This is a genomic window from Rhodococcus sp. IEGM 1305 (assembly GCF_030058635.1).
Taxonomy (GTDB): Bacteria; Actinomycetota; Actinomycetes; order Mycobacteriales; family Mycobacteriaceae; genus Rhodococcus_F; species Rhodococcus_F opacus_D.
This window is the reverse complement of the sequence record NZ_JASHKX010000041.1, coordinates 14,631-38,802: the sequence shown is the minus strand read 5'-3', so window position 1 is coordinate 38,802 and position 24,172 is coordinate 14,631. Positions and strand designations below refer to the sequence as shown.

The 24,172-nt window shown below is 68.6% G+C and carries 24 protein-coding genes; 16 read left to right on the top strand and 8 right to left on the bottom strand.

Features of this window, described 5'->3' with window-relative positions:
- Nucleotides 1–117 precede the first annotated feature (117 nt).
- From ruvC to QM693_RS32110, 9 genes are all read left to right on the top strand, one after another.
- A complete protein-coding gene (ruvC, locus tag QM693_RS32150; protein WP_037239920.1) occupies nt 118–687 on the top strand; it encodes a crossover junction endodeoxyribonuclease RuvC in 570 nt (189 codons plus the stop codon).
- Nucleotides 684–1,286: a Holliday junction branch migration protein RuvA gene (gene ruvA / locus QM693_RS32145; protein ID WP_280783826.1), complete on the top strand. Its 603-nt coding sequence runs from the start codon at nt 684–686 to the stop codon at nt 1,284–1,286. The genes ruvC and ruvA overlap by 4 nt, the downstream gene beginning before the upstream one ends.
- Complete coding sequence (gene ruvB / locus QM693_RS32140) at nt 1,283–2,380, top strand: Holliday junction branch migration DNA helicase RuvB (RefSeq protein ID WP_280783825.1); 1,098 nt, start codon at nt 1,283–1,285, stop codon at nt 2,378–2,380. The genes ruvA and ruvB overlap by 4 nt, the downstream gene beginning before the upstream one ends.
- Nucleotides 2,381–2,516: 136 nt before the next feature.
- Nucleotides 2,517–2,894 carry a preprotein translocase subunit YajC gene (yajC, locus tag QM693_RS32135; protein WP_061045219.1) on the top strand — a complete coding sequence of 126 codons (378 nt, stop codon included), beginning with the start codon at nt 2,517–2,519 and terminating at the stop codon, nt 2,892–2,894.
- Between the two features lie 144 nt (nt 2,895–3,038).
- On the top strand, nt 3,039–4,697 hold the full coding sequence (gene secD / locus QM693_RS32130; RefSeq protein ID WP_283354358.1) for a protein translocase subunit SecD: 1,659 nt from the start codon (nt 3,039–3,041) through the stop codon (nt 4,695–4,697).
- The gene (gene secF, locus QM693_RS32125; protein WP_283354357.1) at nt 4,694–5,926 is read left to right on the top strand and encodes a protein translocase subunit SecF; all 1,233 of its coding nucleotides are present in this window, start codon (nt 4,694–4,696) and stop codon (nt 5,924–5,926) included. The genes secD and secF overlap by 4 nt, the downstream gene beginning before the upstream one ends.
- A gap of 1 nt (nt 5,927) precedes the next feature.
- The gene (locus tag QM693_RS32120; RefSeq protein WP_283354356.1) at nt 5,928–7,664 is read left to right on the top strand and encodes an ABC transporter substrate-binding protein; all 1,737 of its coding nucleotides are present in this window, start codon (nt 5,928–5,930) and stop codon (nt 7,662–7,664) included.
- Nucleotides 7,661–8,194, top strand: a complete 534-nt coding sequence (locus tag QM693_RS32115) for an adenine phosphoribosyltransferase (protein ID WP_283354368.1) — start codon at nt 7,661–7,663, stop codon at nt 8,192–8,194. The genes QM693_RS32120 and QM693_RS32115 overlap by 4 nt, the downstream gene beginning before the upstream one ends.
- Nucleotides 8,195–8,297: 103 nt before the next feature.
- Nucleotides 8,298–10,673: a RelA/SpoT family protein gene (locus QM693_RS32110; RefSeq protein WP_280783821.1), complete on the top strand. Its 2,376-nt coding sequence runs from the start codon at nt 8,298–8,300 to the stop codon at nt 10,671–10,673.
- A 70-nt stretch (nt 10,674–10,743) separates the two neighbouring features.
- On the opposite strand, the gene QM693_RS32105 is transcribed toward QM693_RS32110, so the two are convergent.
- Nucleotides 10,744–11,538, bottom strand: coding sequence for a peptidylprolyl isomerase (locus QM693_RS32105; protein WP_283354355.1), 795 nt, complete (start codon nt 11,536–11,538; stop codon nt 10,744–10,746).
- A 21-nt stretch (nt 11,539–11,559) separates the two neighbouring features.
- Entirely contained in the window at nt 11,560–12,438 is an 879-nt protein-coding gene (locus tag QM693_RS32100; RefSeq protein WP_164060309.1) for a peptidylprolyl isomerase, read from the bottom strand.
- 181 nt (nt 12,439–12,619) lie between these two features.
- Here QM693_RS32100 and QM693_RS32095 point away from each other — a divergent pair, with 181 nt between their 5' ends.
- The 3 genes from QM693_RS32095 to QM693_RS32085 are packed head-to-tail and all read left to right on the top strand — an operon-like array spanning nt 12,620 to nt 15,209.
- A complete protein-coding gene (locus QM693_RS32095) occupies nt 12,620–13,300 on the top strand; it encodes an MBL fold metallo-hydrolase (RefSeq protein WP_283354354.1) in 681 nt (226 codons plus the stop codon).
- A 15-nt stretch (nt 13,301–13,315) separates the two neighbouring features.
- Entirely contained in the window at nt 13,316–14,587 is a 1,272-nt protein-coding gene (gene hisS, locus QM693_RS32090) for a histidine--tRNA ligase (protein WP_105419836.1), read from the top strand.
- Nucleotides 14,550–15,209 carry a hypothetical protein gene (locus tag QM693_RS32085; RefSeq protein ID WP_283354353.1) on the top strand — a complete coding sequence of 220 codons (660 nt, stop codon included), beginning with the start codon at nt 14,550–14,552 and terminating at the stop codon, nt 15,207–15,209. The genes hisS and QM693_RS32085 overlap by 38 nt, the downstream gene beginning before the upstream one ends.
- A gap of 4 nt (nt 15,210–15,213) precedes the next feature.
- On the opposite strand, the gene QM693_RS32080 is transcribed toward QM693_RS32085, so the two are convergent.
- The 3 genes from QM693_RS32080 to QM693_RS32070 are packed head-to-tail and all read right to left on the bottom strand — an operon-like array spanning nt 15,214 to nt 17,716.
- Nucleotides 15,214–16,623 carry a hypothetical protein gene (locus QM693_RS32080; protein WP_283354352.1) on the bottom strand — a complete coding sequence of 470 codons (1,410 nt, stop codon included), beginning with the start codon at nt 16,621–16,623 and terminating at the stop codon, nt 15,214–15,216.
- Nucleotides 16,620–16,949: a type VII secretion target gene (locus QM693_RS32075; protein ID WP_283354351.1), complete on the bottom strand. Its 330-nt coding sequence runs from the start codon at nt 16,947–16,949 to the stop codon at nt 16,620–16,622. The genes QM693_RS32080 and QM693_RS32075 overlap by 4 nt, the downstream gene beginning before the upstream one ends.
- Before the next feature lie 59 nt (nt 16,950–17,008).
- A complete protein-coding gene (locus QM693_RS32070; RefSeq protein WP_283354350.1) occupies nt 17,009–17,716 on the bottom strand; it encodes a TetR/AcrR family transcriptional regulator in 708 nt (235 codons plus the stop codon).
- A 221-nt stretch (nt 17,717–17,937) separates the two neighbouring features.
- On the opposite strand from QM693_RS32070, the gene QM693_RS32065 reads away from it, so the two are divergent.
- Genes QM693_RS32065 through QM693_RS32050 form a run of 4 tightly spaced genes read left to right on the top strand, consistent with a single transcriptional unit; the run spans nt 17,938 to nt 22,964 of the window.
- Nucleotides 17,938–19,482 carry an amino acid permease gene (locus tag QM693_RS32065; RefSeq protein WP_283354367.1) on the top strand — a complete coding sequence of 515 codons (1,545 nt, stop codon included), beginning with the start codon at nt 17,938–17,940 and terminating at the stop codon, nt 19,480–19,482.
- Nucleotide 19,483: 1 nt separating this feature from the next.
- Nucleotides 19,484–20,329, top strand: coding sequence for an urea amidolyase associated protein UAAP1 (locus QM693_RS32060; protein ID WP_283354349.1), 846 nt, complete (start codon nt 19,484–19,486; stop codon nt 20,327–20,329).
- Nucleotides 20,326–20,982 carry an urea amidolyase associated protein UAAP2 gene (locus QM693_RS32055; RefSeq protein WP_283354348.1) on the top strand — a complete coding sequence of 219 codons (657 nt, stop codon included), beginning with the start codon at nt 20,326–20,328 and terminating at the stop codon, nt 20,980–20,982. The genes QM693_RS32060 and QM693_RS32055 overlap by 4 nt, the downstream gene beginning before the upstream one ends.
- Nucleotides 20,979–22,964 carry a 5-oxoprolinase/urea amidolyase family protein gene (locus tag QM693_RS32050; RefSeq protein ID WP_283354347.1) on the top strand — a complete coding sequence of 662 codons (1,986 nt, stop codon included), beginning with the start codon at nt 20,979–20,981 and terminating at the stop codon, nt 22,962–22,964. The genes QM693_RS32055 and QM693_RS32050 overlap by 4 nt, the downstream gene beginning before the upstream one ends.
- A gap of 66 nt (nt 22,965–23,030) precedes the next feature.
- Here QM693_RS32050 and QM693_RS32045 read toward each other — a convergent pair whose 3' ends face one another.
- The 3 genes from QM693_RS32045 to QM693_RS32035 are packed head-to-tail and all read right to left on the bottom strand — an operon-like array spanning nt 23,031 to nt 24,141.
- A complete protein-coding gene (locus QM693_RS32045) occupies nt 23,031–23,282 on the bottom strand; it encodes a dihydrofolate reductase family protein (RefSeq protein ID WP_283354346.1) in 252 nt (83 codons plus the stop codon).
- 29 nt (nt 23,283–23,311) lie between these two features.
- On the bottom strand, nt 23,312–23,788 hold the full coding sequence (locus QM693_RS32040) for an SRPBCC family protein (protein ID WP_283354345.1): 477 nt from the start codon (nt 23,786–23,788) through the stop codon (nt 23,312–23,314).
- Nucleotides 23,785–24,141, bottom strand: coding sequence for an ArsR/SmtB family transcription factor (locus QM693_RS32035; protein WP_280783810.1), 357 nt, complete (start codon nt 24,139–24,141; stop codon nt 23,785–23,787). The genes QM693_RS32040 and QM693_RS32035 overlap by 4 nt, the downstream gene beginning before the upstream one ends.
- Nucleotides 24,142–24,172 lie beyond the last annotated feature (31 nt).

Here is a 24,172-nt window from a genome sequence, read left to right as displayed (position 1 = left end):
GGGGCGGGGGAGCGGTGCTCGCCCGCCCCGGCTCGTCCTGCGTGTTGATGCGCCGACTCGTCCGACCCCACGGCTAAGCTATCGAACAGCTGTTCGGCGTGGGAGAGGTGGCTTTGCGTGCGTGTGCTGGGTGTGGATCCCGGTCTGACCCGGTGCGGATTCGGAGTGGTGGACGGCGGTAGCGGCCGCACCGTCACCCCGATCGCCGTCGACGTGGTCCGGACCCCGGCAGACCTCGAGTTGTCGTCCAGGCTGCTGCGGATCTCCGAAGCGGCCGAATCGTGGATCGATCTGCACAGGCCCGAGGTCGTGGCGATCGAGCGGGTGTTCTCCCAGCACAACGTGCGCACCGCGATGGGCACCGCGCAGGCGGGTGGCGTCGTCGCCCTCGCCGCCGCGCGCCGCGGCATCCCCGTGTGTTTCCATACCCCCAGTGAGGTCAAGGCCGCCGTCACCGGGAGTGGCTCGGCAGACAAAGCTCAGGTGACGGCAATGGTGACGCGCATCCTCAAACTTGCGGCCGCACCCAAACCGGCCGACGCGGCGGACGCGCTGGCACTGGCGATCTGCCATTGCTGGCGGGCGCCGATGATCGAACGCATGGCCCGCGCCGAAGCCGCGGCCGCCGAACAAAAACGTCGCTACCAGGCCCGACTGGCCGAAGTGAAGAAGGCAGGTACACGATGATCGCGTCCGTCCGCGGCGAGGTGCTCGAGATCGCCCTCGACCATGCGGTGATCGAATCCGCCGGAGTGGGCTACCGCGTGAACGCGACGCCGGCCACCCTCGGCGGACTGCAACGGGGATCCGAGGCCCGGCTGGTCACGGCGATGATCGTCCGCGAGGACTCGATGACGCTGTACGGGTTCCCCGACTCGGAGTCCAAGGAGTTGTTCGGGCTGCTCCAGACGGTGTCGGGAGTCGGCCCCCGGCTGGCGATGGCCACCCTCGCCGTCCTCGAACCCGACGCGCTGCGGGCGGCCCTGGCCGAGGGCAACGTCACGGCACTCACGCGGGTGCCGGGCATCGGCAAACGCGGGGCGGAGCGGATGGTCGTCGAACTGCGCGACAAGGTCGACGCCGTCGCGTCCACGTCCGGGGCGGTGCCGATCGGTGCGGGCGGCGGCGGATCGGTCCGCGACCAGATCGTCGAAGCCCTTGTCGGGCTCGGATTCCCGGCCAAGCAGGCCGAGCAGGCCACCGACTCCGTCCTCGCCGAGGCACCCGAGTCGACCACCTCGACGGCGCTGCGCTCCGCCCTCTCCCTGCTCGGGAAGACCAGATGAATCCCGAACCCGGGGGCGACTACGACGAGGAGTCCCCGGTCTCGGCCGATCTCGTCGCCGGCGACGGCGACATCGAGGCCAGCCTGCGCCCGAAGAACCTCCACGACTTCATCGGGCAACCGCGGGTCCGGGAGCAGTTGCAGCTCGTCCTGACCGGCGCGAAGATGCGCGGCGGCACCCCCGACCACATCCTCCTCTCGGGCCCGCCCGGGCTGGGGAAGACCAGCATGGCGATGATCATCGCCGGCGAACTGGGCTCCTCGCTGAGGCTGACGTCGGGTCCGGCGCTGGAACGGGCCGGCGACCTGGCCGCCATGCTGAGCAACCTCGTCGAGGGCGACGTGCTGTTCATCGACGAGATCCACCGCATCGCCCGGCCGGCCGAAGAGATGCTCTATCTCGCGATGGAGGACTTCCGGGTCGACGTCGTGGTCGGCAAGGGTCCCGGCGCCACGTCCATTCCCCTGGAGGTCGCACCGTTCACCCTGGTAGGGGCCACCACTCGCTCGGGGGCGCTCACCGGGCCGCTGCGCGACCGGTTCGGGTTCACCGCCCACATGGACTTCTACGAACCCGCGGAACTGCAGCAGATCCTCATGCGGTCGGCGGGCATTCTCGGCGTGCAACTCGGTGAGGAGGCCGGCGCCGAGATCGCGAGCAGGTCCCGGGGCACGCCCCGCATCGCGAACCGACTCCTGCGCCGTGTCCGCGATTACGCCGAGGTCCGGGCTGACGGCGTCGTCACCCGCGACATCGCCCACGCCGCTCTCGCCGTCTACGACGTCGACCAGCTGGGACTCGACCGCCTCGACCGGTCCGTCCTCAGCGCCCTCGTGCGCAGCTTCGGCGGCGGCCCGGTCGGAGTGTCCACCCTGGCCGTCGCGGTGGGTGAGGAACCCGCCACCGTCGAGGAGGTGTGTGAGCCCTTCCTCGTCCGTGCCGGAATGATCGCCCGGACACCCCGCGGCCGTGTCGCCACGGCCGCCGCGTGGACGCAACTGGGCCTGACCCCGCCGCCGGACGCTGTGACCGGCGGAATCGAGGTCCGCGTCAACGAACCGCAGGCCTCCCTGTTCGATCCGCAAGACCCCTGATCGACCCCCGGAGAAACGCCCGCCTCGTGCCGAGCGAACCGGTGTCCGGGCCGGTGATGGCACACTGGTGTATTGCATCGGTCCAACCGGGACCAGTGCTTCGGACCGTGCGACATACCTCGAGGTTGACTTTCAGATGGATTTTCTCTTCCCGCTCCTGATTCTGGCGCTGCTCGTCCCCATGTTCCTGGGGATCCGCCGACAGAAGAAAGAGGCGGCCAAGGTGACCGCTCTGCAGGACTCGATCTCGGTCGGCGACCGCGTCCTCACGACTGCCGGTCTGCACGGCACCGTCGTCGCACTCGGCGACGAGACGATCGACCTCGAGATCGCTCCCGGCGTGGTCACCACGTGGTCGCGTCTCGTCGTCCGCGAGCAGATCGTCGACGCCCCGCTGCAGGGTGACGGTTCCCTCGACCACGAGTCGATCGACGCCGAGGCCCCCGCCACCGACATCGTGCGCGAGGATCGTGAGAACGGCGGCGACAGCACGCCGCGGCTGAACAAGGATTGATCGACGCTTCCGCGGCGTATTTCCGCAGCCGTCGCGTCGCAGGCGCCCCGGGCGCGGCAACCGGGGCACAGCCCTGCGTCTGCCGGCTCGGTGCGCTGTGAACGTTCCTACCCGAACTGCACGTACTGAGGAGACATAGAGATCGTGGCACCTTCCACAGGATCGGTGCATCCCGTCCGCTACCTCACCGTTTTCGCGGTGCTCGTGGCGGTTCTGTATGCCCTGGTGTTCTTCACCGGCGACAAGTCCGCGACACCCAAGCTGGGCATCGACCTGCAAGGTGGGACCCGAGTCACCCTCACCGCACGCACCCCGGACGGCAGCAAGCCGACGCCGGACAGCCTGCGGCAGGCCCAGGAGATCATCGAGACCCGTGTGAACGGACTCGGCGTGTCCGGCTCCGAGGTGGTCATCGACGGCGACAACCTCGTCATCACCGTCCCCGGCGACGACAGCGCACAGGCGCGTTCGCTCGGCCAGACGGCGCGCTTGTACGTTCGTCCCGTCCAGACGTCCCAGGCCGCGGCTCCTGCCGGCACACAGGCACCCGCCGCCGGTGAGACGCCCGCCCAGACTCCCGCCGGAACCGAGACTCCCGCACCCCAGAACCGGCCGTTCCCGGCTCAGGATCCGTCCACCTCTCCCGAGCCGACTCCGGCGCCGGCCGACGGGTCCGGCACCGAGACCGCCGAGGCGGCCGACGAGATCGCGGCAGCGCGGGCCACCCGTCAGAGCACCGACCCGGCCGTGCAGCAGCAGGCCATGGCGACACTCGACTGCAGCGTGCCCGACCCACTGCGCGGCAACGACGACCCGGCCCTGCCGCTCGTCGCGTGCTCCACCGACGGTCAGGCCGTGTACCTGCTCGAACCGGCGATCATCGACGGACAGGAGATCGCCGACGCGACGTCCGGCTACAACTCCCAGCAGTCGCGGCACGAGGTGAGCCTGACGTTCAAGTCCGAGGGCAGCAACACCTGGGCCACGTTCACGTCGCAGAACATCGGCAAGCAGGCCGCGTTCACGCTCGACTCCAAGGTGGTGAGCGCACCGGTCGTCCAGGGCGCGACACCCGCAGGCAGCTCGACGTCGATCACCGGCTCGTTCACCGCGGAAAGCGCGAAGGAACTCGCGAACACCCTGAAGTACGGCTCGCTGCCGCTGTCGTTCGCGGCGTCGGAGGCGGAGACCGTGTCGGCGACGCTGGGTCTCGCCTCGCTGGAGGCCGGTCTCATCGCCGGACTGGTGGGTCTGGTCCTGGTGCTGCTCTACTGCCTGCTCTACTACCGCATGCTCGGCGTGCTGACGGCGCTGTCGCTGGTGCTGTCCGGTGTGATGGTCTACGCGATCATGGTGCTGCTCGGCCGGTACATCAATTTCACCCTCGACCTCGCGGGCATCGCCGGTCTGATCATCGGTATCGGTATGACCGCCGACTCGTTCGTGGTGTTCTTCGAGAGAATCAAGGACGAGATGCGGGAGGGACGCAGTTTCCGGTCCGCGGTTCCGCGCGGCTGGGCCCGTGCGCGCCGGACCATCCTGTCCGGTAACGCGGTCAGCTTCATCGCCGCCGCGGTGCTGTACATCCTCGCGGTCGGGCAGGTCCGCGGCTTCGCGTTCACCCTCGGCCTGACCACCATCCTCGATGTCGTCGTGGTGTTCCTGGTGACGTGGCCGCTGGTCCACCTGGCCTCGAAGTCGCCGTTCTGGTCGAAGCCCGGCGTCAACGGGCTGGGTGCCGTGCAGCAGATCGCCAAGGAACGCAAGGCTGCCGCAGCGTCGGCGAAGGAGTCACGAGTATGAGCGAATCGACCACGTCCCAGTCTGCGTCGCAGACGGACCCCGAGTCTTCGCTGTCCGATTCGGGCGTCAACCAGTCGTCGATGCCCCAGCACAGCCTGCTGTCGCGGCTGTACACCGGAACCGGCGCCTTCGAGGTCGTCGGGCGTCGCCGCTTCTACTACATCCTGACCGGCACGATCGTGCTGATCTCGTTGCTGAGCATCCTCGTCCGCGGGTTCACGCTCGGTATCGACTTCGAGGGTGGATCGCGGATCCAGTTCCCCGCCGGCGACGGGGTGGAGACCGCACAGGTGGAGGAGGTCTACTCCGAGGCGCTCGGCATGGACCCCGTCTCGGTGCAGACGGTGGGCTCGGGGTCGAGCGCGACCGTGCAGATCCGCTCCGAGGCACTCGACGCGGCGCAGGTGGTGACGCTTCAGGACGCGTTGTACAACGAGTTCCAGCCGAAGGACAGTGACGGCAACGTCAGCAAGAACGTGATCAGCGTCGCCGACGTCAGCGAGACGTGGGGCGGGCAGATCACCCAGAAGGCGCTGATCGCGCTGCTTGTGTTCCTGGTGATCGTGAGCGTGTACATCGCCGTCCGGTTCGAGCGGGACATGGCCATCGCCGCGATCGTCGCGCTGTTCTTCGACATCGCGGTCACCGCCGGCGTGTATTCGCTGGTCGGCTTCGAGGTGACCCCGGCGACCGTCATCGGCCTGCTGACGATTCTCGGTTTCTCGCTCTACGACTCGGTGGTGGTGTTCGACAAGGTCGAGGAGAACACGCGCGGGATTCTGCACCTGACCCGTCGCACCTACGCAGAGCAGGCGAACCTGGCGATCAACCAGACGCTGATGCGGTCCATCAACACCACCCTGATCAGCGTGTTGCCGGTGCTCGCGCTGATGGTGGTCGCGGTCTGGATGCTCGGTGTCGGAACGCTGAAGGACCTGGCGCTGGTGCAGCTCGTGGGCATCATCGTCGGCGCCTACTCGTCGATCTTCTTCGCGACGCCCCTGCTGGTCACGCTGAAGGAGCGGTGGGGTCCGGTCGCCGCGCACACGCGCAAGGTCCTCGCTCGCCGCGCGACCCTGGCACAGGGCGGTGCGCAGAAGGCCGGTACCCCGGCCGCCGAGGTCGCCGCGTCCACGGCGGACACCGCCGTCCCGCGCCGCCGGTCGGCGGCGACCGCACCCACACCGGGCTCACGTCCCACCGGGAAGCGCAACAAGAAGAGGCACTGACATGCCCGCATCGCACAGCACCCGGCGCGGTGCGCACACCCGACACGGCCGTACGGCGGCCGTGTCGGGTGCCGGCCTCCTCGCGACCGTGCTCCTCGCCGGCTCGCTCGCCGGATGTTCCGAGGAAGGTGAGCAGATCCCGTCGATCGGGTACGCCATCGACAACACCGTCACCACCTACAACGCCAACAGCGTCGCGGGTGCGGTGTCGGGGGCGCGTCAGGCGTTCGCGCGGGTGCTGCCCGGGTTCAACTACACCGGACCGGAAGGCGGACCGGTGGCCGACACGGACATCGGCACCGCCAACGCGATGCCCGGGGACGCCCTGACGATCCAGTACAAGCTCAATCCCAACTCCGTCTACTCCGACGGTGTGCCGATGTCCTGCGACGATCTGGTGCTGACGTGGGCGGCGAACAGTGGCCGTTTCCCGATGTTCGATGCGGCGAGTACGGCCGGCTACTCGGACATCGACCGGATCGACTGCCAGACCGGCGCGAAGGATGCCGTCGTCACGTTCAAGGCGGGACGCAATGTCACCGACTGGAAGTCGCTGTTCGGCGCGACGTCGATGATGCCGGCGCACGTGGTCGCCAGCGCTGCCGGCGTGCCCGACGTCGTGGCCGCCGTGCAGAATTCGGACGCGGATGCATTGACGCGCGTCGCGGACTTCTGGAACAACGGATGGACGATGGCGCCCGGCGACCTCGACCTCGCCAAGTTCCCCGCGTCCGGCCCCTACAAGGTCGAATCGTTCTCCGAGGACGAGGGCCTCGTGCTGGTGGCCAACGACCGGTGGTGGGGGAATCGTCCCGCCACCTCGCGGATCGTGGTGTGGCCCAAGTCTTCCGACGTGAGCGCGCGGATCGGTGACGGTTCGGTCGAGGTGGTCGACGTCGCCGCGGGATCGGCGCCCGATCTGGACCTCGGCGGGTTCGACGTGACGGAGGTGCCGTCGCGCAGCGTCGAGCAGTTCGTCCTGTCCACCTCGGGCCTGTTCGAGAACGCAGCCGGACGGCGGGCGTTCGCAGCGTGCCTGCCCCGGGAGGAGCTGGCGTCGAAGTTCGGGATCACCGCGGAGTCGGACGAGGCAGCTGCGGCGTCCGGTGCCCCGGTCGACACCCGGGTCACCGCCCCTGACAGCCTCGTTCACCAGTCGGTGGCCGGTGCCGTCGGCGGCCGATACGAGACGGCGGACACGGCAGCGGCGACGGACGCACTGGCCGACACCGGCAACACGTCCGCGACCGTCCGCGTCGGATATCTGGGACCGAACCCGCGCCGCGCCGAGATCGTGGCGGCCGTGGCGGCGGCGTGTGCCCCGGCCGGTATCACCGTGCAGGACGTCGCGTCGCCCGAGTTCACCCCGACCATGCTGCGCGACGGGCAGGTGGACGTGGTCCTCGCGGGCACGGCCTCCGCTCCCGGCGCCGCGGGCACCGCGGCGGCCACCACCGCGATGTACGCCCTCCGCAGCGGAATCCGATCGAACTTCGGGGACTACAGCAACGGCCGCGTCGACCAGATCGTCGACCAACTCGCGGTCGACAGCTCCACCGCCACCCAGCTGTCGCTGTCGACCGAGGCCGAGAACATCCTGTGGTCGGACGTGCCCACGGTGCCGCTGTTCGATCAGCCGCGGACCGTCGCGTTCGCAACAGGTTTGCAGGCGGGAGCAGTCAATCCGACGCGATCGGGCGCCGGCTGGAACATGGACAGGTGGGTTCTGCGCAGGTGATCGACCATTCTCCGGCCCGTGACGCCGTCACCCGGCTCACCCGATGGGCCGACGACTTTCCGCAACCCGGGGTGCGGTTCGCCGACCTGACGCCGGTCTTCTCCGACGCGGACGGTTTCCGTGTCGTCGTCGACGCGCTCGCCGCCTGCGCCCCGGAGGCGGATGTGATTGCCGCCGTCGACGCACGAGGGTTCCTCCTCGGTGGCGGCGTCGCCCGGGAACTGGGCTCCGGTGTGGTGGCCGTGCGGAAGTCGGGCAAATTGCCGCCGCCGGTGCTGTCGCAGTCGTACACCCTCGAGTACGGAACGGCCACGCTGGAGATTCCGGCCGACTCGATCGGTCTGGACGGGCGCTCCGTGCTCGTCGTCGACGACGTCCTGGCCACCGGTGGAACCCTCGACGCCACGGCGCGACTGGTGGAATCCGCAGGTGCCCGGGTGATCGGTGTCGCCGTGGTCCTGGAGATCGCCGCGCTGGGCGGCCGAGAGCGGCTCGGAAAGTACCCGCTCACGTCCCTCGTCACGGTCTGAGTACTAAAGTTGTGCCTGGTGGTCGTCACGGCCACCGGGGCGCATGCCCGAGACCAACCAGGGCCGCACGGCCCGAGCCATTTCAGTGGTAGGAGGTGACGGCATGACTTCGAATCTTGATCGGTCGCAGAACACGGGATCAACCTCGTCTGCGCAATCCGATGCCGAGTCACCTGCAGCGAACCCGGCTTCCGGTAACAACCGTGGAGCACAGGGATTCGCCGTTCCGGCGTCCGCATCGCGCCGGGTACGAGCGCGACTCGCCCGGCGCATCACGGGTCAGCGGAACACGACCATCCGGCCAGTTCTCGAACCCCTCGTCAGCCTGCATCGCGAGCTGTATCCCAAGGCGGACCTGGCGCTTCTGCAGCGCGCCTACGACGTCGCGGAGGAGCGGCACGCCAGCCAGCGCCGCAAGTCGGGCGACCCGTACATCACGCATCCGCTCGCCGTCGCCAGCATCCTCGCGGAACTGGGAATGGACACGACCACGCTCGTGGCGGCCCTGCTCCACGACACCGTCGAAGACACCGGGTATTCCCTCGAGCAGTTGACCGACGAGTTCGGCGAAGAGGTAGCCCACCTCGTCGACGGCGTCACCAAACTCGACAAGGTGGTGCTCGGCAACGCCGCAGAGGGCGAGACCATCCGCAAGATGATCATCGCGATGGCCCGGGACCCCCGCGTACTGGTGATCAAGGTGGCCGACCGGCTCCACAACATGCGGACCATGCGGTTCCTGCCGCCCGAGAAGCAGGCCCGCAAGGCCCGCGAAACCCTCGAGGTGATCGCGCCCCTGGCCCACCGGCTGGGCATGGCGACCGTGAAGTGGGAACTCGAGGACCTGTCCTTCGCGATCCTGCATCCCAAGAAGTACGACGAGATCGTGAGGCTCGTCGCCGACCGGGCGCCGTCCCGCGACACCTACCTCGCGAAGGTGCGTGCCGAGATCAACGCGACCCTGACGGCGTCCCGCATCAACGCCGTCGTCGAGGGCAGACCCAAGCACTACTGGTCGATCTACCAGAAGATGATCGTCAAGGGCCGCGACTTCGACGACATCCACGACCTGGTCGGCGTGCGGATTTTGTGCGACGAGGTCCGGGACTGTTACGCGGCCGTCGGCGTCGTCCACTCGCTGTGGCAGCCGATGGCGGGCCGGTTCAAGGACTACATCGCGCAGCCGCGTTACGGCGTGTACCAGTCGCTGCACACCACCGTGGTCGGACCGGAGGGCAAACCCCTCGAGGTGCAGATCCGCACCCACGACATGCACCGGACCGCCGAGTTCGGTATCGCCGCGCACTGGCGGTACAAGGAGACCAAGGGCAGGCACTCCGGTGACGTCGCCGAGGTCGACGACATGGCGTGGATGCGTCAGCTCCTCGACTGGCAGCGTGAGGCCGCCGACCCGGGGGAGTTCCTCGAGTCGCTCCGCTACGACCTCGCGGTCAAGGAGATCTTCGTCTTCACCCCCAAGGGCGACGTGGTGACGCTGCCCGCCGGGTCGACACCCGTCGACTTCGCGTACGCCGTGCACACGGAGGTCGGGCACCGATGTATCGGCGCCCGGGTCAACGGCAGGCTGGTGGCGCTCGAACGCAAGCTCGAGAACGGCGAGGTGGTGGAGGTCTTCACCTCCAAGGCCGTCAACGCCGGCCCGAGCCGCGACTGGCAGACGTTCGTCGTCTCCCCGCGCGCCAAGACGAAGATCCGGCAATGGTTCGCCAAGGAACGCCGTGAAGAGGCGCTCGAGACGGGCAAGGACGCCATCGCGAAGGAGGTGCGCCGGGTCGGCCTGCCGCTGCAGCGCCTGATGAACGCCGAATCGATGGCGTCCATCGCGCACGAACTGCACTACACCGACGTGTCGATGCTGTACACGGCCGTCGGCGAGAGCCACGTGTCGGCGCAGCACGTCGTCCAGCGTCTGGTGGCACATCTGGGCGGCGTCGGCGACGTCGAGGAGGAGCTGGCCGAGCGGTCGACTCCGTCCACGATGCCGATGCGGCCGAGGAGCACCGGCGACGCAGGTGTGCTCGTTCCCGGCGCGGAGGGCACGGTCGCCAAGCTGGCCAAATGCTGCACACCCGTTCCCGGCGACGAGATCATGGGCTTCGTGACCCGGGGCGGCGCGGTCAGCGTGCACCGCACCGACTGCACCAACGCGGGCTCCCTGCAGGAGCAGTCCGAGCGCATCATCGAGGTCAAGTGGGCGCCGTCGCCGTCGTCGGTGTTCCTGGTGGCCATCCAGATCGAGGCGCTCGATCGGCACCGGCTGCTGTCGGACGTGACGAAGGCGCTCGCGGACGAGAAGGTCAACATCCTGTCGGCGTCCGTGACGACGTCCGGTGACCGGGTGGCGATCAGCAAGTTCACGTTCGAGATGGGCGACCCGAAGCACCTCGGGCACGTGCTGAACGTGGTCCGCAACGTCGAGGGCGTGTACGACGTGTACCGGGTGACGTCCGCCGCGTAGCACCGACGAACGGGACGGTCGTTCGATCTGTTCGAACGACCGTCCCGTTCGTATAGCCGCGGGAGTGAGGTCAGCCGACCGTCGCGGTCTCGATCTGAACCGGGGTGTTGGGCTTGCCGCCGCCTGCGGACATGGATCCGTCGTCGCCGTCCGCCGCAATCTTCTCGACGGTCGCGAGGCCCTCCTCGGAGATCGAACCGAACACGGTGTAATTGGGCGGGAGCACCGAGTCGGCGTAGACGAGGAAGAACTGGCTGCCGTTGCTGCCGGGCGTCCCGCTGTTCGCCATCGCGACGGTGCCGCGCGGGTAGACCACCGGATTCGCGAGTGCCGGATCGTTCGGCGCGAACGCCGTCTCCGGGTACTCGGTAGTGAAGCCGTAGCCCGGTCCGCCGGTGCCCTTCCCGCTGGGGTCGCCGCACTGCAGGACCTGCAGTCCCAGCTCCGTCGTCAGCCGGTGGCAGGGTGTGTCGTCGAAATAGCCCTGCTGGGCCAGGCTCGTGAAGCTGTTGACCGTGCACGGGGCCTCGGCGCGGTCGAGGACCAGGCCGATCGGTCCGGCGCTGGTCTGGAGGTCGACCGGGACGGTGCCTTCGGTGGAGACACCGGACGTGGGAGGCGGGGTGACGTCCTTGGCGGCGGGCTGCCCGGCCGGATACGTGCAGTCCACGGTGGCCGCGGCGGGCGCCGGGACCGGTGGCAACGTGCCGAACTTGGACAGATCGAGCGACTGTTCCGCCGCGCTCGTGGGGGCCGCCTTCGACGAGGTGCCGGTCGACGTGCCGCCCGAGTCGGACGAATCCGAACAGCCGGCGAGGAGGACCGCGAGGCCCACGCCTGCGACGAGGATCGAGGTGCGTTTCATCGGTCCATCCTCACACGAGACTCAGTCCATCCGGACGGACGTGATGTCGATGGGCAGGTTGGGCTTGCCGCCGCCGGCCTGCATCGATCCGTCGTCGCCGGCCGCCGCGACCTTCTCGATGGTCGCGAGACCCGTCTCGTCGACCTTCCCGAACGCGGTGTACTGCGGGGGAAGCTGCGAGTCGGCGTAGACGAGGAAGAACTGGCTGCCGTTGCTGTCGGGCTGACCGCTGTTGGCCATCGCGATGGTGCCGCGCGGGTACGTCACCGGCACCTGCAGGGACGGATCCGACGCCTCGTACTGGTCGGTGGGGAATTCGTTGGCGAACCCGTAACCGGGACCGCCGGTGCCTGCGCCCGTGGGATCACCGCACTGCAGGACCTTCAGTCCTTCGGACGTGACGAGCCGGTGGCACGGGGTGTTGTCGAAGTAGTTCTGGCTCGCCAGGCTCAGGAAGTTGTTGACGGTGCACGGGGAGTCGGCGTTGTCCAGGATCAGGCCGATGTTGCCCTGCGTCGTCTGCATGCTGACGCTGACTTCCTGGAGGGTGGTGTCGATGTCGTCAGTGCGCGGCGGGTTCACCTGCTTCGCGGGCGGCTGAGTTCCGGGGGTGTACGTGCACGACACCTTCTCGGGCAGCGGTTCGGACCGCCCCGCCGGCATCACGCCGGGCGACTGCGGCGACGCCGACACCGACTCGGCCGCCGACGCTTCCGTCGCGTCGTCGTCGCCGCTGGTGAGGGCGAAGACGACGGCGCCCGCCGCCACCACGAGCACGACACCGAGCACCGAACCGGCGATCGTCAGCTGCTTACGCTTGCGTGCTCTGTCGGCGCGGCGTTCGAGCTGACGCTCGAGCTTTCGTTTGGCTGCTTCCCGGCGCTGCTCGTTGCTCGGCACTGCGGTGGTCCTCCCGTATCGGTCTGTCTGGCAGTCGGTCGATCGATATAGCAGTTGGTCGGTGCGAACTACCCCCGGCACACGACCTCCAGAGTCTGCCATCCGAACCTGAGAACATCCTGGCGGGGCGGCGGCTTAGGCTGTAGCGACTGCAATGTCCACTCGAACAGGAGCCTCACAGGTGCTCGTCACAGGATTCCCGGCCGGGATGTTTCAGACCAACTGCTACATCCTCGCGCAGGACGATGCCCAGGAATGCGTCGTCGTCGACCCAGGACAGGATGCCGCCGAACCGTTGTTCGAGTTCCTGGACCAGTCGAATCTCACGCCGACCGCGGTGCTCCTGACCCACGGTCACCTCGACCACGTCTGGAACGCCTACGACGTCTGCGAGAAGTTCGGGATCCCCGCGTACATCCATCCCGAGGACCGGTACATGCTGTCGGACCCGGGCCGCGGCATCGGCCCGACGATGAAGCCGTTCATCGAGGGCATGACGTTCGTCGAGCCCGGCGAGGTGATCGCACTGGCCGACGGCGACGTGATCGAGCAGGCCGGGATGTCGTTCGTCGTCGACCACACCCCGGGGCACACACAGGGGTCCGTGGTCTTCCGGACCCGGGTCGCCACCGAGAACGGTCCCGTCGAGATCGCCCTCACCGGTGACACCCTGTTCCAGGGGTCGATCGGCCGCAGCGACCTGCCCGGCGGCAACCACGAACAGCTGTTGCAGTCCATCGCCGACAAGCTTCTGATCCTCGCCGACGACACGGCGGTCCTCCCCGGGCACGGCGGGTCGAGCACCGTCGGCGCCGAACGTGGGTCGAACCCGTTCCTCGTTGGACTCTCGGGATCGAAATAAGGAAAAGTAACGACAGTGAGCAAAGCCAGCACCTTCTCCGCCCCCAAGGGCGTCCCCGATTACGTCCCGCCGCAGTCGTCCGAGTTCGTCGCGGTCCGTGACGGACTCACGCGCGCTGCGCGACTGGCCGGATACGGCCACATCGAACTTCCCATCTTCGAGGACACCGGGCTGTTCGCCCGCGGTGTCGGCGAGTCCACCGACGTCGTCAGCAAGGAGATGTACACGTTCGCCGACCGCGGTGATCGTTCGGTGACCCTGCGGCCCGAGGGCACGGCGGGCGTCATGCGGGCCGTGATCGAACACGGACTGGACCGCGGCCAGTTGCCGGTGAAACTGAGCTACGCCGGACCGTTCTTCCGCTACGAGCGACCGCAGGCCGGTCGTTACCGCCAGCTGCAGCAAGTCGGGGTGGAGGCCATCGGCGTCGACGACCCCGCCCTCGACGCCGAGGTCATCGCTGTCGCCGACGCCGGTTTCCGCGGCCTCGGCCTCGACGGGTTCCGGTTGGAGATCACCTCCCTCGGTGACGACACGTGCCGGCCGCAGTACCGGGAACGGTTGCAGGAGTTCCTGTTCGCCCTTCCCCTCGACGAAGAGACGCGCCGGCGGGCGGAGATCAACCCGCTGCGGGTTCTCGACGACAAGCGCAAGGAGGTGCGCGAGATGACGGCGGACGCACCGCTCATGCTCGACCACCTCTCGGACACGGCGAAGGCGCACTTCGACGAGGTCCTCGCACACCTCGACGCACTGGGTGTGCCGTACGTGGTGAACCCGCGAATGGTCCGCGGCCTCGACTACTACACGAAGACGACGTTCGAATTCGTGCACGACGGTCTCGGCGCCCAGTCGGGTATCGGTGGCGGCGGACGATACGACGGTCTGATGGCGCAGCTCGGCGGTCAGCCGTTGTCCGGCATCGGTTTCGGGCTCGGCGTCGACCGGACCGTCCTGGCGCTCGCTGCCGAGGGCAAGACCGCAGGCTCGACTGCGCGCTGTGAGGTCTTCGGCGTTCCGCTGGGCGACGAGGCGAAGGCGAAGCTGGTGGTGATCGCTCAGCAGTTGCGCGCCCAGGGGATTCGAGTCGACCTCGCGTACGGCAACCGCGGGGTGAAGGGCGCGATGAAGGCCGCGGACCGATCCGGCGCCGCGCTGGCACTCGTGCTCGGCGACCGCGACATCGCCGACGGGACGGTGGGAATCAAGAATCTCGCCACCGGAGACCAGGAATCGGTCTCCTCGGCGGATGTCGTCGCACGCGTCGGAGCCATCCTTGGCGCGTGACGACACCGCGGCGGTGTCACTCGACCTCGTTCCGATCGAATTGATCGCACCGCGGCTCAAGCGGGTCGCGGCGATCGCCGTGCTGATCGGTGTGGTGGTCGGCGTCATCGTCGGGTTCTTCGGTCCCGTGTGGGTCGGTGTGACGGTCGGGGCCGTGATCGCGGTCCCGACCGCCGCCTCCGCGCTCCTCACGTTGCGGCGACGAATCGCACTGCAGACCGGGCGAATCCGGTCGACGGGGGGACTGCGCAGCAGGCACGTCGACGTCACGAGGGCGGTCGCGGCGGAATTGGTGGTCCGTTCGGCTCGCGTCAGCGAGGTGAGCGTCCGGATCACGGACCCCGACGGGAGCCTCGCGATACCGCTCGCCCTCTACACGACCGACGGCGGCCGTGAACTCGAGATCCTCGGGCTCCGGAGGCTGGCCGACGCCCTGACGACGAGCGAACTGGTGCCGGCCGCCGCGATCGCGTCGGTGCTCATCGAGCAGCTACGTGCGGAGGCCCGCGGCGCGGCCCTTCCCGAACGCCCCCTGTTCCGGGCCGTGGAACTGGTGCGTTCGGAAGGCCGCGTGCCCACCACCACGCTCACCGATCACGAGGTGGCAGCGCTCCTCGACTGAGCGATCAGCTCTGGTCGCCGAACGGAGTGTCGTCGAGATCCTCGCCGCCGATCACGGCGGGCGCGACCATCGGGAGGTCGCCGGCGAACGCGTTGTTCTCGCCGGCGTTGACGAGGTAGCTGGGTGTGGACCGGCCGCTCAGCTGGTCGTCGCCCCCGCGCCCGGCACCCGCCATCCCGGCACCCGCCATCCCGGCGCCGCCCATCCCGCCCATGGCTCCGCCGGGTGCGAGAGAGGACGCGGCGGCGGTCGGAGCGGCGCCGGGTGTCAGAGTGGTCCCCGGTGTCGCCGGGGGAACCACCGGCCCGGTGACCGTTCCGCGGGGTACGGAACCGCTACCCGCGGAGACGCTTCCGCCCGCGCCGCCGCCGTACATGCCGATGCCCGCGCCGCCGGCGATGCCCACCGCACCCGGAACTCCGCCCGATGCCCCGTGTGCGGGGGTGCCGGGGGATTTCGTCGACAGGGCGTCGGCAGGCAGATCGGACGAGGAGACGCTCGCAGCCTGGGTGCTCGCCGACACCAGGTCGCCGACACTGTCGGTGACGGTGGAGATCATCGGTTTGCCCACACCCTCGATCACGGTGGACGCGATGGCGAACGGTGACGCCGGGGCGGCTCCCGCCACGGCCCCGGGCGCCGGGGGCGGCGGTACCGGAACCGGGGCGGCCAGACCGTTCATCGTGAGGGTCTGTTCGTTGAGTTCGGTGCGCGTCTGCGTCACGACCCCGATGGCCGCCTTCAGGTGCTCGGCGGCGGACGCGAGCAGCATCGCCTGCCCGGGCGGCGTCATCACCATCGGCGCGGCAGCGACCGCGGTCGCCGCGAACGACTCCGAAATCGTCATGAGGTTCGCGTTGCCCCGCGCCACGGACGCCGCGGCGGTCTGCGTGGTCGCCGAGATCTCCGTGCCGCGTTCGCTCAGTTCCGTGCCGCTCGTCTGAGCCTGCAGGCCCTGCGACTGCGCTGCCTGCGCTGCCTGGCTCTGCCAGATCTGGTCGAGCACCTTCAGCCCCGACAGGCTCATCGACATCGCCTGGTCGATCATGCCCGAGGACATGTCGAGCAGCGATGTCGGATCGAACGAGCCGAACGTGCCGGTGCCGAAACTCCCGGCGAGATCGGTGAGCGGCTTGAACAATTCGTCCACACCCGGCAGTCCGGGCAGCCCGTGCCCCTGCAGCAGCGCCTCCACCGGGTTCGGCGGCAGTGGAGGCAGCGGCGGAAGGGCCGATAGTGGCGGCAGGTCACCGAGCGGCGCATCGAGGAACGGGCCGAGCGGAGAGTTCTGCAGGGCCTCGAGCGGAGTGCTCGGCAGTGGCGTCGCGAGGGCGTCGCCGACGGGCGTTCCCTGGATCAGGTCGAGGATCGATCCCTGCTCCGCAGGGTGCCCGGCGGGTTCGGGGGACGTCATGCGAGGCCCCCGATTCCGTCGCCGACGCCGCCGAGCGCAGCGCCGTTGGCGCCATCGACGGAGTCGTAGGAATCGGCGGTGGCATGCGCCGCGATCGCGCTCTGCGCGTAGTGAGACGCGAGTTCGGCGACCGACCTGGCGTGATTTGCCTGTGCGGCGGCGAACGACGCGAGGAAGTCGGCGCCGATCGGGCCGAACACGGGCGCGAGTGCCGCGAGATTCGCGCCGAGATCGAGTGCGGCGGCGCTGCTGATCTGTTCGGCGGCCTGCGCAGCGGTGGCGCCGTAATTCCTGATGCCGTCCGTGACGACAAAGACATCGCTCAAGATAACCCCCCAGTGATAAGCGTTCGCCAGACTTTATCTCACGGGCCCGACGTGCACGGCTAGAGGCGAAGGGGTGTTCCGCCCGCCGTCTCGGCGAGCAGTGCCCGCGACTTCGCCCGGATTTCGTCCATCGGCTTCGTCCATCCGAGGGCGCGGAGGCAGGCGTCGGCGAGGAGTCCGGCGGCACCCTCGTTCTCGGGCCCGGGAAGCAGTCCGCGTTCGATGTCGGCGCGGGTTGCGATGGCGCTCTCGACTATTCGGAACGGCAGGTCGGTCAGGGCGGGGGAGGTGTCACCTGAATCGTCGGTGATTTCCGTGAGGGCCTGGTCCGCCAGCTGCCGGTAGTGCCGGCGCAGCAGGGTTCGCTGGGCGCGGAACGGCTCGAATCGATCGGTCAGCAGTTCCGGAAGAAGATACAGCGCACCGAGGTTCCATGTGGTGGCGGTGAGTTGCGTGACGTCGTAGGTGGCCAGCGCGTGCAGGCGCACCGTGGCGGGCGCGGCGGCGTCGGCGAGCCGCCCCGCCGCGGCGAGCGCGGGGGACACCGTCTCCTCGAGGAGCGCCACCAGGATCTCCTCCTTGTTGGGGAAGTGGTGGTAGAGCGATGCCTGCCGGATACCGACCATCTCGGCGATCTGCCGGGTCGAGGTGGCCGCGAAACCCTTGGTGGTGAACAACTCTCCGGCGGCGTCGAGTATCTCCTCGGGAGTGGTCTGCCCTGGTCTGCGCTGACTGGTCAGTCGGGGTCGTCCCGGCCCTGTGGTCACCGCTCCATGATGTCAGGTCGCTCTCGGGATCGACGGTCTCCACCCGCAGTGAGGGTTTCGTCATGCTCCCGAAACGTAGGCAACGATGCTGTTACGGCCGGCGGCGATCTGGATACGCGGGCGTCACCCATCGAGGCCCTTCCGCGAGAAAACTATCGAGCGACAGATATTGCTCTCGCCGAAGGAGTAAGCCCTTGAGTACACCCACAAGGACTGCGCAAGTGCTGACCGCGCCGGCCGCACCTCCCCGCCCGTCCGGCGGAACCGGCGTCGACGACACGGGCGACCTCGGCGAATTCGGCTACGAGCAGCAACTTCACCGTTCCCTCGGCAAGTTCGCGTCGTTCGCCGCCGGCTTCTCGTTCGTCTCCATCCTCACCACCATCTTCCAGCTCTTCGGGCTCGGATTCGGATTCGCCGGACCCGCCTTCTTCTGGACGTGGCCGGTGGTGTTCGTCGGCCAGTTCATGGTGGCGCTCAACTTCGCCGAACTGGCCGCCCGGTACCCCATCTCGGGGGCGATCTACCAGTGGTCACGCCGGATGGGCGGCGAGGTGGTCGGCTGGTTCGCCGGATGGTTCATGATCCTCGCGCAGATGGTGACGGCATCCGCCGCGGCCATCGCGCTGCAGGTCGTGCTCCCGAATGTGTGGAGCGGATTTCAGATCATCGGTGAGGACAGCACGCTGACGTCCGCGAGTGGCGCCGCCAACGCGGTGCTGCTGGGTTCCGTCCTCCTCGTGGTGACCACGTTCATCAACTGCATCGGCGTCAACTGGATGTCCAGGATCAACAACATCGGCGTGACCTGCGAGATCGTCGGCGTCATCGCGGTGATCGGCATGTTCCTCACCCACGCCCAGCGCGGACCGGAGGTCGTGTTCGACACCGGCACGGCCGGGGCGTCACCCGGGTACGGATGGGCGTGGATCGTGTCGGGTCTGATGGCGGCCTACGTCATGGTCGGATTCGGCTCCGCGGGCGAACTCGCCGAGGAGACGCGGAACCCGCGCCGGGTCGCGCCGCGCACGATCCGCCTCGCGCTGTCCGTGTCGGCGCTCGGCGGTGGACTGATGATCATCGGCGCGCTGATGGCCGCACCGAGCCTGACCGACGGCCGGCTCGCCGCCGAGGGCCTGCCGTACGTGCTCTCGTCGATCCTCAGCTCGCCCTGGGGCACACTCCTGCTCGTCGACGTCGCGATCGCCGTGTTCGTCTGCACGCTCGCCATCCAGACGGCGGCGTCCAGGCTGGTGTTCTCGATGGCACGCGACGGACGGCTGCCCGCCTCGCAGATTCTGTCGACGGTGAACACCCGCACCGGAACACCCATCGCGCCCTCCGTCCTGATCGGCCTGGTCTGCATCGGCATCCTCGCGGTCAACGTCGGGAACTCCGCCATCTTCGCGACCCTCTCGAGTGTCTGCATCATCCTGATCTACCTCGCCTACCTGATGGTCACGGTGCCGCTCCTGCTGCGCAGGCTGAAAGGCTGGCCGCACGGAGGACCGCAGGTCGACGCGGACGGACGGAAGCTGTACTCGCTCGGACGGTTCGGCCTTCCCGTCAACATCCTGGCCGTCGGCTACGGAGCGCTGATGGTCGTCAACCTGTCCTGGCCGCGCGCGGAGATCTTCGACCCCAGCGGCGACTACCCCCTCCTGCGGTGGGCCGCCCCCGTCACCGTCGCCGCCGTGGTCGCGCTCGGAGTCGCGTGCTTCCCGCGCGGCCGCACGACCCCCAACCCCGTCACGATCGGAGCCTGACATGACCTCAGTGGACACGTCGACCACCAGTGCCGCGAAGGAACACGCGCGTGCCCAGTCGGGAGTGATCACCGACTCGATGCCGGTGGTCCCGGCGTCGTCCTGGCCGACCCCACCGTCCGACATCGATCCGGCACAGCTCACGTGGGCGGAGACGGTTTCCGGTGGCCGGTACACCACCAAGGTGCTGGGCCGCGGCACGCGACTGCGACTGCGTGACCTCGACGGCCGGGCCTGCGCCCACCTGCTGCTGTACCGGGCGGACGCGCCGTGGGAGCGGCTCAACGTCGCCGACACCGTCAAGGTGCCGTGGCAGGCGTACCTGGGGGCGGGACATCCGCTGCTCTCCGATCAGGGGCGCGTTCTCGCGACGCTCGTGTCGGACGGGTCCGGGCGGCACGACGCCCTGTGTGGCACCACGTCGCTCGCCTCGAACACCGCGAGATACGGTGACGGCAGCCTGCATTCGGCGTCCCCGGCCGGCCGTGAACTCTTCACGGTGGCGGCGGCGAAGCACGGACTCGAGCGGCGCGACCTCCCGCCCTCGCTGTCGTTCTTCCACGGGGTGCGGGTGGGGGAGGACGGGTCGCTGAGCAGCATCGGATCCGCCGGCGCGGACACCGCGGTCGACCTCGTGATCCACCTCCCGGTGATCGTCCTGATCGCCAACACGGCGCACCCGCTCGATCCGTCGCCGACGTACGGCACGACCTCGCTCGAAGTGCTCGCCTGGACCGGCGTCGACGTGGCCGAGCCTGTCGACGCCGACCCGGAGTACCACCGAGCCTTTCTCAACACCGAAGACGTCTGGGCTGCAGCGCAGCGCCAGGGACGGGAGCAGGCATGACCACCACCATCGAGACCGCACCGCTGGTACCGGGAACGGTGATCCTGGACGAGGAAGTCGGTGCCCGCGGCCCCTGGTCTGCCGTCGTCGTGGCCGGTGACGTCCTGACCATCGTCGACCTGTGCGGCAACCAGGCCGTGGACACCCTGATCTACGCGGCCGACGACCACCGGCAGCGCTACTCGGCCGCCGCCACGGTGTCGGCGCAGCGAAACCTGTTCCTGACCACGGGAAGTGTCCTCCGCACCGACGATCACGACGCCCTGATGACGCTCGTCGCCGACGAGGTCGGCTCGCACGACACGGTGGGCGGCGCCTGCTCGCAGGAGTCGAACACCCTGCGGTACGGCCACCACACCAAGCACCAGCACGCCTGCGTCGAGAACTTCCTCGCCGAAGGATCCCGGTGGGGGATCGGCAAGCGCGACCTGGTGTCGAACATCAACTTCTTCATGAACGTTCCCGTCGACGCCGACGGCACGCTCGGCATCGTCGACGGCCTGTCCGCGCGGGGCCGCCGCCTGGCGCTCCGCGCGGAGCGCGACGTTCTGGTACTGGTGTCCAATTGCCCGCAGATCAACAACCCCTGCAACGGTTTCGACCCGACCGCGGTGCGGATGATCGTGACCCGGCCGACGGGAGCGCAGGCATGAGCGCCAAGATCACCGTGCACCGGCCCGGCATGCTCACCACGGTGCAGGACTTCCCCGGACGGACCGGGTACTGGCACGTCGGTGTGCCGCCGTCGGGGCCGATGGACGACCTGTCGTTCCGGCTCGGCAACATCGCGCTCGGCAACGACGAGGGCGCCGCCGGAATCGAATGCGCCATGTCCGGTCCCGCACTGCAGTTCGACGAGGACACGGTGGTGTGTGTGACGGGCGCGCCCGCACCGGTCACGGTCGACGGAGTGCTGCAGGCGCAGTGGCGTCCGGTCCGGGTGCCGGCAGGCGCAGTCCTGGACGTCGGCGCGGTGGCAGGACCCGGCCTCCGCATCTACGTACTCGTCCAGGGCGGGCTCGACGTCGACGACTTCCTCGGCAGCGCCTCGACGTTCACGCTCGGCAAGTTCGGCGGACATCAGGGCCGCACGCTGCGGCAGGGCGATGTTCTCGCGGTCGGCGAGCACACCGGCCCCCGCACGGCCGCCGTCCCCGCCGAATACGTTCCGGCCCTGTGCCGTCGCTGGGAGATCGCGGTCACCGAGGGCCCGCACGGCGCACCCGAATTCTTCACCCGCGCCGACATCGACACGCTGTACCGGACCGACTACGAGGTGCACTTCAACTCGGACCGCACCGGGGTGCGGTTGATCGGACCCAAGCCCGACTGGGCCCGCACGGACGGCGGCGAGGCGGGACTGCATCCGTCCAACATTCACGACAACGCGTATTCGGTCGGCGCCCTGGACTTCACAGGGGACACCCCCATCCTGCTGGGCCCGGACGGACCGAGCCTCGGTGGGTTCGTGTGCCCCGTCACCGTCGTCGCGGCGGAACGCTGGAAGCTCGGACAACTGGCGCCCGGCGATGCGGTGCGCTTCGTGCCGATCAGGGCCGACCGGGCCGCGTCCACGCGGGCACTGGGGCCCGCGCGGCGGGCGGCGCACTCGACGGTCTTCTCCACCACCGGTGACCGCGACGACGGCGTGATCGCCCGGCGCGACGGCGAGACCGCCGTGACGTACCGGCGGTCCGGCGACGACAACGTCCTGGTCGAATACGGCGACATGACCCTCGACCTCGCACTGCGGGCCCGCGCCCACGCGTTGCACCAGCGACTCGAGGTCGAGAAGCCGGCCGGGCTCCTCGACCTGACACCGGGCATCCGCTCGCTGCAGGTCCGGGTCGACCCCGACGTGCTGCCGATCCCGAAGCTCATGGGGCTGCTCGGCGAGGCGGAGGACGCACTGCCCGCGGCGAACGAACTCGTGGTGCCGAGCCGGTCCGTGCGGATGCCGCTGTCGTGGGACGACCCCTCGACTCGTGAGGCGATCCAGCGCTACATGCACGGTGTCCGTTCCGACGCACCGTGGTGCCCGTGGAACATCGAGTTCATCCGCCGCATGAACGGGCTCGGCAGCGTCGACGACGTCTTCGACACGGTCTTCGGAGCGGAGTACATGGTGCTCGGGCTCGGTGACGTCTACCTCGGCGCACCCGTCGCGACACCGCTCGACCCGCGGCATCGGCTGGTCACCACGAAGTACAACCCGGCCCGAACGTGGACGCCGGAGAACGCGGTCGGTATCGGTGGCGCGTACCTGTGCATCTACGGAATGGAGGGCCCGGGCGGCTACCAGTTCGTCGGCCGAACCACCCAGGTGTGGAACCATCGGCATCCCGAGAAGTCGGGACCGTTCGAGGACGGCACCCCCTGGCTGCTTCGCTTCTTCGACCGGATCTCCTGGTACCCCGTCGAACCGGACGAGCTGATGGACCTGCGATCCGAGGTCGCAGCCGGCCGCGGCGGCGGTATCGACATCACCGAGGGCACGTTCTCGCTCGCCGAGCACCAGCAGTTCCTCACGGCAAATGCCGATTCGATCGGCGACTTCCGAGCCGAGCAGGCCGTCGCGTTCGCCGCCGAGCGGCAACGATGGTCCGCGGCAGGGGAGTTCGCGACGGTGGGCTGACCGTGTTTACGCGAGCATGTCGGTGAAGCTGTCCGGCCTGAGTGCGGCCGCTCGTTCCCGGGGCACCTAATGCACTTCGACGACCCCGTTGCCGTACGACTCAGTGCCCACCAGTTCGAGGTCACGCTGGTCGGAGATCTCCGAGAACCAGGAGGCGCCCGGTGACACGACCGGATAGACGAAGAGATAGAACTCGTCCACCAGAGCCAGCGCGAGGACCGATCGCGCAAAGGACGATCCGCCGGACAGGTGAATGTCCGTGTCCGGCTGTCTCTTCAGCTCCTCGAGGTAGGTTGCGAGCTCATCGTCGGTGGCCACGATGACCTGTTCGTTGTCGGCCTCCTCCGTTACGCCTGTCGCTCGGCCAGTTCGGCGAGCTGCTCCGTGACGGTGCCCCAGCCGTCGTAGAAGCCCGTTTCCTCGTGGGTGTTGCGGTCGGCGTTGTCCTTGTGCATCACGTGGGCGACGTACTCCGTGCCCGTCGGATGGTCGTTCAACGTGATGATCGCGGTCATGAACGGCTGTTCGGCGGGTCGCCAGCCGCCGACCAGCGAGTTGGTGAACACGATGCGTTCGAGTTCGTCGACGGCGAGGAAGCAGCCACTGATGTGTGGTGTGAATTCACCCCCGTCCTCACTGATCTGGGTCGTGAACGCCCCGCCCGGGCGTAGTTCCATGTCGACGACCCGGCACCGAGACGGCGCGGGGACCCACCATTGCTCGAAGCTGGCGGGGTCGGTCCAGGCGCGCCACACGACCGGACGGGGTGCCCGGATGATGCGCGAAATCGTGAGGTCGAGATCGGGTCTCGCAGTGTCGGTCATTGCGGTGTGTCCTTTGCGGGTGTCGTGACGGTGTGTTCGGTGGCGAATTGTTCGAGTCGGTCGGTGCGGCTCTCCCACAGTTCCTGTTGCTCCGCGAGCCACGCCTCGACGGCCGTGAACGGTTCCTTCTCGATCGCGCACGTCCGTACGCGGCCCTCCTTGTGCGTCCGGATCCATCCGCTGTCCTCGAGGAAGTGGATGTGCTTCATGAAGGAGGGCAGGGCCATGTCGAACGGTTTCGCCAGTTCGCTGACCGTCGCCGGGCCCCGGCTCAGGCGGCCCAGCACGGCCCGCCGCGTGGGGTCGGCGAGCGCTTGGAAGATGCCGTTCAGCTGCTCGGGATACTGAGCCATAAGGCAAAGTATTCACAGCAACAATAGTTAG

Excerpts from the sequence above, each read along its gene's own strand:
- ruvA (WP_280783826.1), top strand. The coding sequence starts at position 684 with ATGATCGCGTCCGTCCGCGGCGAGGTGCTCGAGATCGCCCTCGACCAT.
- ruvB (WP_280783825.1), top strand. The coding sequence starts at position 1,283 with ATGAATCCCGAACCCGGGGGCGACTACGACGAGGAGTCCCCGGTCTCG.
- yajC (WP_061045219.1), top strand. The coding sequence starts at position 2,517 with ATGGATTTTCTCTTCCCGCTCCTGATTCTGGCGCTGCTCGTCCCCATG.
- secF (WP_283354357.1), top strand. The coding sequence starts at position 4,694 with ATGAGCGAATCGACCACGTCCCAGTCTGCGTCGCAGACGGACCCCGAG.
- QM693_RS32120 (WP_283354356.1), top strand. The coding sequence starts at position 5,928 with ATGCCCGCATCGCACAGCACCCGGCGCGGTGCGCACACCCGACACGGC.
- QM693_RS32110 (WP_280783821.1), top strand. The coding sequence starts at position 8,298 with ATGACTTCGAATCTTGATCGGTCGCAGAACACGGGATCAACCTCGTCT.
- QM693_RS32105 (WP_283354355.1), bottom strand. The coding sequence starts at position 11,538 with ATGAAACGCACCTCGATCCTCGTCGCAGGCGTGGGCCTCGCGGTCCTC.
- QM693_RS32085 (WP_283354353.1), top strand. The coding sequence starts at position 14,550 with ATGTCGTCGCACGCGTCGGAGCCATCCTTGGCGCGTGACGACACCGCG.
- QM693_RS32080 (WP_283354352.1), bottom strand. The coding sequence starts at position 16,623 with ATGACGTCCCCCGAACCCGCCGGGCACCCTGCGGAGCAGGGATCGATC.
- QM693_RS32060 (WP_283354349.1), top strand. The coding sequence starts at position 19,484 with ATGACCTCAGTGGACACGTCGACCACCAGTGCCGCGAAGGAACACGCG.
- QM693_RS32055 (WP_283354348.1), top strand. The coding sequence starts at position 20,326 with ATGACCACCACCATCGAGACCGCACCGCTGGTACCGGGAACGGTGATC.
- QM693_RS32050 (WP_283354347.1), top strand. The coding sequence starts at position 20,979 with ATGAGCGCCAAGATCACCGTGCACCGGCCCGGCATGCTCACCACGGTG.
- QM693_RS32040 (WP_283354345.1), bottom strand. The coding sequence starts at position 23,788 with ATGACCGACACTGCGAGACCCGATCTCGACCTCACGATTTCGCGCATC.
- QM693_RS32035 (WP_280783810.1), bottom strand. The coding sequence starts at position 24,141 with ATGGCTCAGTATCCCGAGCAGCTGAACGGCATCTTCCAAGCGCTCGCC.